Annotated in this window: 6 protein-coding genes; 2 read left to right on the top strand and 4 right to left on the bottom strand. The window is 31.8% G+C overall.

What is annotated here, in order from left to right; all coding sequences use genetic code 11:
* Window positions 1–1,588, bottom strand: a 1,588-nt coding sequence (locus B4I81_RS00235) for a 1-deoxy-D-xylulose-5-phosphate synthase (RefSeq protein WP_291106191.1), incomplete at its 3' end; no start/stop codon positions are given.
* A gap of 42 nt (window positions 1,589–1,630) precedes the next feature.
* Here B4I81_RS00235 and B4I81_RS00230 point away from each other — a divergent pair.
* Both B4I81_RS00230 and B4I81_RS00225 read left to right on the top strand, forming a co-directional pair.
* Entirely contained in the window at window positions 1,631–2,071 is a 441-nt protein-coding gene (locus B4I81_RS00230; RefSeq protein WP_291106189.1) for a nucleoside deaminase, read from the top strand.
* A gap of 81 nt (window positions 2,072–2,152) precedes the next feature.
* On the top strand, window positions 2,153–2,914 hold the full coding sequence (locus B4I81_RS00225) for an SIMPL domain-containing protein (RefSeq protein ID WP_291106187.1): 762 nt from the start codon (window positions 2,153–2,155) through the stop codon (window positions 2,912–2,914).
* A 54-nt stretch (window positions 2,915–2,968) separates the two neighbouring features.
* Here the strand turns inward: B4I81_RS00225 and B4I81_RS00220 are convergent, their stop codons facing one another.
* From B4I81_RS00220 to B4I81_RS00210, 3 genes are all read right to left on the bottom strand, one after another.
* Entirely contained in the window at window positions 2,969–3,226 is a 258-nt protein-coding gene (locus B4I81_RS00220) for a hypothetical protein (protein WP_291106184.1), read from the bottom strand.
* On the bottom strand, window positions 3,226–6,438 hold the full coding sequence (locus B4I81_RS00215; protein ID WP_291106182.1) for an N-6 DNA methylase: 3,213 nt from the start codon (window positions 6,436–6,438) through the stop codon (window positions 3,226–3,228). The genes B4I81_RS00220 and B4I81_RS00215 overlap by 1 nt, the downstream gene beginning before the upstream one ends.
* Before the next feature lie 131 nt (window positions 6,439–6,569).
* Window positions 6,570–8,114, bottom strand: coding sequence for a ribonuclease E/G (locus tag B4I81_RS00210; RefSeq protein ID WP_291106180.1), 1,545 nt, complete (start codon window positions 8,112–8,114; stop codon window positions 6,570–6,572).
* Window positions 8,115–8,308: the final 194 nt, after the last annotated feature.

Below are 8,308 nucleotides of genomic sequence, written 5' to 3'. Positions count from 1 at the left end.
CACCATCTTCGATCGTAATAATTTGATTGTGAGAATTTATAATAGATTTGATAGCTTCAATATCTAATGGTTTTATAAAAGGAAAATGATAATGCGAAAATAATTTTGAATTTTCTACTTCTTTCAATGCTTTCGTAACATTATTACCAATAGTTCCCGTAGAAAAAATGGCAACTTTACTTCCTTTTTGAAGTTCTTTTATATTCCCAATTTCCATTTTCTCATAAGGTTGTTCCCAATTCACATTTTCTCCTCTTCCTCTTGGATAACGAATAGTGATCGGGTGATTTAAACCTTCCGAAGCAGTAAACATTATATTTCTCAATTCCATTTCATCTTTTGGAGCTGCAATAATCATGTTTGGAATGCATTTCAAATAGGCAATATCAAATACACCATGATGGGTAGCTCCGTCTTCACCCACCAAACCTGCTCTGTCCAAACAGAAAATAACGGGTAAATTCTGTAAAGCTACATCATGAATCACTTGGTCGTAAGCGCGTTGTAAAAAAGTGGAATAGATATTACAAAAAACGACCATTCCTTGTGTTGCCATTCCAGCAGCTAAGGTAACGGCGTGTTGTTCAGCAATTCCTACGTCGATAGCGCGTTTTGGAAAAGCTTCCATCATATAGGTCATAGAACTTCCTGTAGGCATGGCCGGAGTTATTCCAATGATTTTCTCATTTTGCTTCGCTAATTCCACTAATGTATGTCCGAAAACATCTTGAAATTTTGGAGGTAAATTCGATTCGTCTTTCGGATGAATTTTTCCAGTTTCAGCATCGAATTTTCCTGGCGCGTGATATTTAACTTGATCTTCTTCCGCTAATTGCAATCCCTTACCTTTGGTAGTTATCACATGTAAGAATTTCGGACCTTTAACCGATTTTAATCGCTCTAATTCCGAAATCAACTTAGGTAAATCATGACCATCAATCGGACCTGAATAATCAAAATTCAAGGATTTTATGATGTTATTTTGCTTTGGATTTTTTCCTTCTTTGACGGCAGTTAAATACTCTTTCAAAGCACCAATACTCGGATCAATTCCAATAGCATTATCATTTAAAATTACTAACAAATTGGCATCAGTAACTCCTGCATGATTTAAACCTTCAAATGCCATTCCACTAGCAACTGAAGCATCACCAATCACTGCAATATGTTGTTTCTCAATTTCTCCTTTTAATTGCGAAGCCAAAGCCATTCCTAAAGCAGCAGAAATCGAAGTAGAAGAATGTCCCACTCCAAAAGTGTCATAAACACTTTCACTTCGCTTAGGAAAACCTGAAATACCGTTTAATTCTCTGTTGGTGTGGAAAATATCACGTCTTTCAGTCAGGATTTTATGCCCATAAGCTTGATGACCCACATCCCAAACCAATAAATCTTGTGGAGTGTTGAAAACATAATGAAGTGCTATCGTTAACTCCACAACACCCAAGCTCGCACCCAAATGACCTTCTTTTTTTGAAACAATATCAATGATAAAGTCTCTCAATTCTTTGGCTAATTGAGGTAGTTGATTTTCAGGAAGTTTCCTTAAATCGGTAGGGTTATTAATTTTTGAAAGCAAATTTTCCATCACAGCACAAAAGTAAGAATTGGTTGTTGTATTTTTGTACTTATGGAGAATATTTTTACCGATGCGTATTTTATGAAGAAAGCCCTTCAAGAAGCCGAAATTGCTTTTGAGAAAGGTGAAATTCCAGTGGGTGCTGTTATTGTAATAGATAATCGTGTCATTGCAAGAACACATAACTTAACCGAATTACTTCATGATGTAACGGCTCATGCCGAAATGCAAGCCATAACTAGTGCAGCAAACTTCATTGGCGGAAAATATTTAAAAGACTGTACTTTGTATGTGACTTTAGAACCTTGCCAAATGTGTGCAGGCGCTTTGTATTGGTCCCAAATTTCTAAAATTGTTTTTGGTGCTTCCGATGAGAATCGTGGCTTTCAAAAAATGGGAACACAATTACATCCGAAAACCCAAGTCATTTCGGGAGTTTTAGAAAAAGAATGTGCCGATTTGATAAAATCTTTTTTTAAAAATAAGCGATAAATTCCAAAACGTAATGATTTTCTGTAACTTGGTATGAGTTTTGATACTACATTATTTGTAACCAACTAACACTGTTTCTTTATGGAAAACAAATTAAAATCAACTTTAGTTATTGGAGTTTCAATAATTATTACCGCACTTATTTTAGGCACAGCTTTTAAAAATCGAAACGAAAATTTAGATACTATTTCCGTTGTAGGATTAGGAACTACAGATTTTGTCTCGGACGAAATTTTATGGTCAGGAAGTTTTGCAACTAAGAGTTTTGATATTAAAGAAGCATACAACAAAATGATTTCTGATCAAAAAATTGTAGCTGATTTCTTCATGAGCAAAGGATTTAAAAAAGAGGAATTTACTTTTGGAGCCGTTCAATTCAACAAACGATTTAGAGAAGTACGAACCGAAAATCCAGAGAATGCCTATCAAACCAAATACGAACAAGTATTTGATGGTTATGAAGCTACACAAACCATTACATTTTCTGCAAAGAAGAATCCAGATTTGATGAAACGAATAGAAGAAGTTTCAAGTAAAACATCGGAATTGATTAACTCTGGAATCGAATTAACATCAAATTCTATTCAATATACGTATTCCAATTTACCTAATTTAAAACACAGTTTAATTGAAAAAGCTTCTAAAGACGCAAGTGAAAGAGCTCAAAAAATCGTAAAAACTGCTGATGGAAGTTTAGGAAAATTAAAATCAGCTAGCATGGGAGTTTTCCAAATTACAGGTCAAGGCTCAACCGAAGAAGACAGCTATGGAGGAAATTTTGATACCTATAGTAAAAACAAAACTGCTAGAATCACGGTGCGTTTAGAGTATGAATTGGATTAAAACTTAGATTTTAGATATAAAAAAACCGCCAATCTTTCGAAAGGCGGTTTTGATTTAATATAATTTTTCATAACCTACTCGTAAAATATCCTCGTTTTTAAAGACATCATAAGTTAATGTGTAAGTTACTAAATGCTTTGTTTTAAATTCGTCTGAATAAATATGAATTAAATAACCGTCAATAAAATTTCTTGTCCAAACCAATTCATCAACAGAAATAAAATAATTGTACCATTTTCTTTCACCTGTTTTATTTGGATTGAGTTTGTTTGTTTTTAACGCCTTTAAGATTTTATTTTCAGATTTAGTCATCACAAATATTTTTTAATTATTTTTTCCTTTTGTTCTTCCAAGTCATTTATAACAATAGTTTTTGATTTTTCCTCTAACTCTTCTATTTCTGACACTATTTTCTGTTGAATATCTTTTGGTGGTATTGGAATTTTCAAGTTTTTCAAATTTGTTGAATTTATGCTTGCTTGATTAGCAGCCTTTTGGGCATATTTTCTCGTTTCATTAATAAAATCTGTTAATCTTAATATTGCATATGCATAATCAGCCAATACAATATCATTATTGGCTCGTAATCTTAACAAATTAGCACCATGAACAATCTTCTCGTCTAGTTTATAAATTGCAGTCTTTCCAATATGCTCTATACTGTTAATATGGCTAAAAAGAATATCACCATATTTTAGAAAATCTTCTTCATTAACATTGTCATTAGTCCATTTGGTTGCATTAATGTTAAATACTGCACCTGAAATGGTTTCAATTCTTGAAACTCGAAATTTACCAACATCATTTATTTGATCAACATTTTTTCCGTTTTTAATTTCAGTAAAAACATTTTCAAGTTTTTCACTGTTCCATTTAGAGGGAACAATTATTTTATTTTTTATTTCAGTAGATAGATTAAGGTTAAAATCAACTCTTTCAAAATTAAAAACATCTAATAGCTGATGCTTAAAAATGTTTTTTGATAATTCTTTATCTATAGGTATATCATATTTTCCTTTAAAAGCATAATAAATATGTGTACTTGCTTTTTGAGGATTATCAAACACATCGATGTCATATAATTTTGTACATTCATCAATAGTTTTACCTTTTCTTATAGGATGTATCCCTTCCTTACCTTTTTTGAAACTAAATTCATAACCCAAAAAATCTTTTTCAGCCTTCTTAACCCCACTTTTAACCACTACCAGTTTTTGAGGATAAACGATAATGTAATAAAACATTTTTTCAAATTCTATTTTGTGGCATAAAGTCCAAAATTCTATTTCATTTTTCGCTTTTAGTTTTTTTCTGTATTCTTTATAAATTTCGTGTTCGGTAACATTTTTGTTCGGTGATTTTTTCAATAAAGTAACATAATCATCAAACGTTAATCCTTCCCAAACGTGGTTTACGTATTTGGTTGCAGGTTTTTCAATTCCGTTCAGCGTAACATCTTGAAAATCGTTAAAGAATTTAACTACGGCTATTTTTAAGTTTTTACTTTGGTAGTTGTTTCTTCTTCTTAAAAACAAAGTAGCAGTATTAACATCTGCAGCCATAAATGTATTAGGTCCTAATTCAGCTATGGCAATTATGTCAAATGATTCTATAATCATTTTTCTTGTTTTAATAAAGAGTTCACTTGTTTTAGTTAAGATAGAAATTGGAATTATTACTCCCGCGACACCTCCATCCTTTAAAAGTTGTTTTGTACGTTCTAAGAATAAACATTCAATTTCGGAACTATTATCTGTTAAATTACTATATAATTCAAAATCCTTTTCTGTATAGAAATTTCTGGAGACATTTCTAAACGAATCTATTGCATACGGGGGATTTGAAACTATAATATCAAATTGCTTATTTTCTTGCTCAAAATCCTTGTCTTTTACAGCCAGCTTTCCTTTGTAGTCTTTGTGTGCAAAATTTGCTAACCCATCAGAGTGAATGACGTTTGCTAATCCATCGCCATGCAAATAACAACCTACTTTACCTACTTTAACTAAACGATAATCCTTTTCAATTCCATACACATAATCAAACGCCCAGTCAAAGTGAAATTCTTTGGCTTGTTTTATAAATCGTTTTACTTCAGCTTTTACATCTGGAAACTCATTTTTGTCAATAATTCTTTGCACTTCGTGCATCGTTTCAGTCAAAAAATGTCCACTTCCAGCAGCATAATCAATTACATAAGGTAAAAATTCTCCTTTTTCACCTTTATGTAATTTTTCTTTAATGATGTTATCAATTGGTAAGCTTTTAATTACAAATTGAGCAACTGGAACAGGCGTAAAAAACTGACCAGATTCTTGTTTTAATCCAGTTGTTAAAAGTAATTCAAAGAAATCGGATAAATATTGTTGTTTCTTGGTGTATCTTAATTTGTAACCTTGTAATAATTCAACAATTTCTTTAACTACAACTGCATTGTCATAAAAAGACTGTTCGTCATAAACATCTTTAATTGCAAATTCGTTGTTTTTTTCTAAACGAACTTTTCTGAATTCCTGTAAAATTGGACTTCTTTGCTCTTCTGTAAGAAATGAATATCTATTATTAAACTCCGATTCTGAAAAATCAGTAACATTTTTCTCTAAAAAGGCTTTCATTCCCTTTTTATACAAATCTGTTAAACGAATTTGAAAAGTTACATGTGTATCTTTTTCATAATGAACTCCTTCATAAGTAAACGGCGATTCAAACCATTGAAACTCTAATTCTTTATCCGTATCTTCTTTATCTTTCTCGTCATAGATTTTACAAAGAAATAAAGTGAAAATTCTATTAAAAGCATTTCCCTTATCAGAAACAACATTATGGCGTAAAATTTCTAGAAAACGATTAAAAATAAAACTACTATCTTCTTGTTTTATTTCTTCTAAGTCGTTAATGGTCAAAGCTTTGCTTTCAAAATTGTATGGATTAACCCATTTATCAAAAACACCATTATCTTTGGTTAGTTTACTCCATTTTTCGTAAAAATCTTTAACATCACCTGTTCTATAATCGTCTTCAATTTTTACAATTTCGTTTCGGTAAACAATTTCTTTTCCTTTTAATTCAGATGAATAAAGCATGATAATATCTGCTTTGTTACTAAATTTAAAGTAGGTAAACAATTGTCCACCATCTTTTTTCATTCGAGTAAATTCTTTCTCGAATTCTTTTCCGTGGGTTTTACATTCAATTAATAAATATTCCGAACCGTCTTCACGAGTTACACAAATATCTAATCTGCCGCTAGTTCCGTGACCAGCAGCCCAAGTTTTTTCTAATGTAATATTCTCAGGTTTATAACCTTTTTCAAGAAGTCTGTTTACACACTCAAGAACTACAAAATTTTCAGATTGTGAAAAGTTTTGAGTGGTTTTGCTTTCGCAAATAATTTTATCTCCGTAGTTTATAATTTCTTTTTGGAAATCAATTTCTATAACATAACCATCCTGATATTTTTTTACAAAAATATCTTTTGCATTTTCTTTTGGTTGAAAACCAATTATTTGCAGTAAATTTTTCATGTTACATTCGTTAATATTTGCAACGGCTAAAATATAACAATTTTTTTTTAATTTTCATGTGCCATGAGTAAAATTATTAAATATATATAAACAAAAAAACCGCCAATCTTTTGAAAGGCGGTTTTTTTAATTTATTTAATTTCATTTCCTTCTTTATCAAAGAAATGATATTCAAGATACGTGTAAGCGTCACGAGGTATAATCTTCACCCATTTCTTATATTCGAAAAACCATTTCGAACGTAAGGATGGAAAACCTTTAGTAAGGTATGCTGCCACAAAAGGGTGTGCGTTTAAAACAACCTTTTTATGGTCTTTAATAATGCGTTCAAGGTCAGACGCTATTTTGTCGATAATTAAAATTGGAGCTTCAATTTCCCCATGTTCATTGTTAGGGTCTTCTTCTCTTGTTTTAATATTAACTTCTGGTCTAACTCTTTGTCTAGTAATTTGAATTAATCCAAATTTGCTAGGAGGCAAGATTTTATGCTTGGCCTTATCGTCACTCATTTCTTCTCTTAAGAAATCGTACAATACTTTGCGATTTTCTGGATTTTGCATATCAATGAAATCCACTACTATAATTCCGCCCATGTCTCTAAGTCGTAACTGACGTGCAATTTCGGCTGCAGCAATCATGTTTACTTCTAGTGCAGTATCTTCTTGGCTTGATGCTTTTGCTGAACGATTTCCACTGTTCACATCGATAACGTGTAAAGCTTCTGTGTGTTCAATAATCAAATAAGCACCTTTGCTCATGGAAACTGTTTTTCCAAAAGACGTTTTTATTTGTCGCTCAATATTATATTTTTCAAAAAGAGGCAGTTCCTTAGACTGATAGTGTTTTACGATTGACACTTTATCCGGAGCTATCTCTTGCAAATACTCCTTCGTTTCAAGATACAAATCTTCATCATCAACATGAATACCGGTAAAAGTATCATTAAATACATCTCGTAAGATAGAAGAAGCTTTGTTAAGTTCTCCTAATACTTTTGATGGATGATGAGCCGTTTGTAATCTTCTACACATCGCAGACCAGCGATCCATCAATGTTTGTAGATCTTTGTCTAGTTCGGCTACTTTTTTGCCTTCGGCTACTGTTCGCACAATAACACCGAATCCTTTTGGCTTAATAGATTGAACCAATCGTTTTAATCGGTCTTTTTCTTCTCTCGATTCTATTTTTTGTGAAACAGAAACGCGATCTGAAAAAGGGACTAAAACCACATATCTTCCGGCTAACGAAATCTCAGAACTAATTCTGGGACCTTTAGTCGAAATAGGCTCTTTTACCACCTGAACTAAAACTGATTGATTGGCACTTAGAATGTCGGTTATAACGCCATCTTTATCAATTTCAGCTTCAAAAGGAAAATTTTTGAGTGAATAATCTTTTAATTTACCTGCGCTTACAAGTTTAATAAATTTCATCAAAGAAGGTAAATTTGGACCCAAATCATGATAATGCAAAAATGCATCTTTTTCATGGCCTAAGTTTACAAAAGCGGCATTTAAACCAGCCACAGGTTTACGGATTTTAGCAATGAAAAGATCGCCTACCGCAAAATTGCTTTGCTTTTCTTCTTCTTTGTGTAATTCTATTAGTTTTCCATCTTTTAATAAGGCAAAATCTACAGCGTCTGAACCAGATCTAATAATTAACTCTTTGTTCATGCAGTACATTTTTATCCATACTTTTAAAGTTAGAAGTTAGAAATTAGAAATTAGAAAAAATCTAAATTCTGAATTCTAAATTCTGAATTCTACTCGTACAGATGGATTAAACATTTTTTACAGGCAGTTTACCTGGGAATCAACTTCATGTTGATTCATTTCAATGAACTTTTTTCTAAAAAAGAAAAAGTAGT

Origin of the sequence: Flavobacterium sp. UBA6195 (assembly GCF_002422095.1) — a bacterium.
GTDB lineage: Bacteria > Bacteroidota > Bacteroidia > Flavobacteriales > Flavobacteriaceae > Flavobacterium.
The sequence above is the reverse complement of the archived record's forward strand: the minus strand, read 5'-3'. Positions and strand labels throughout refer to the sequence as shown.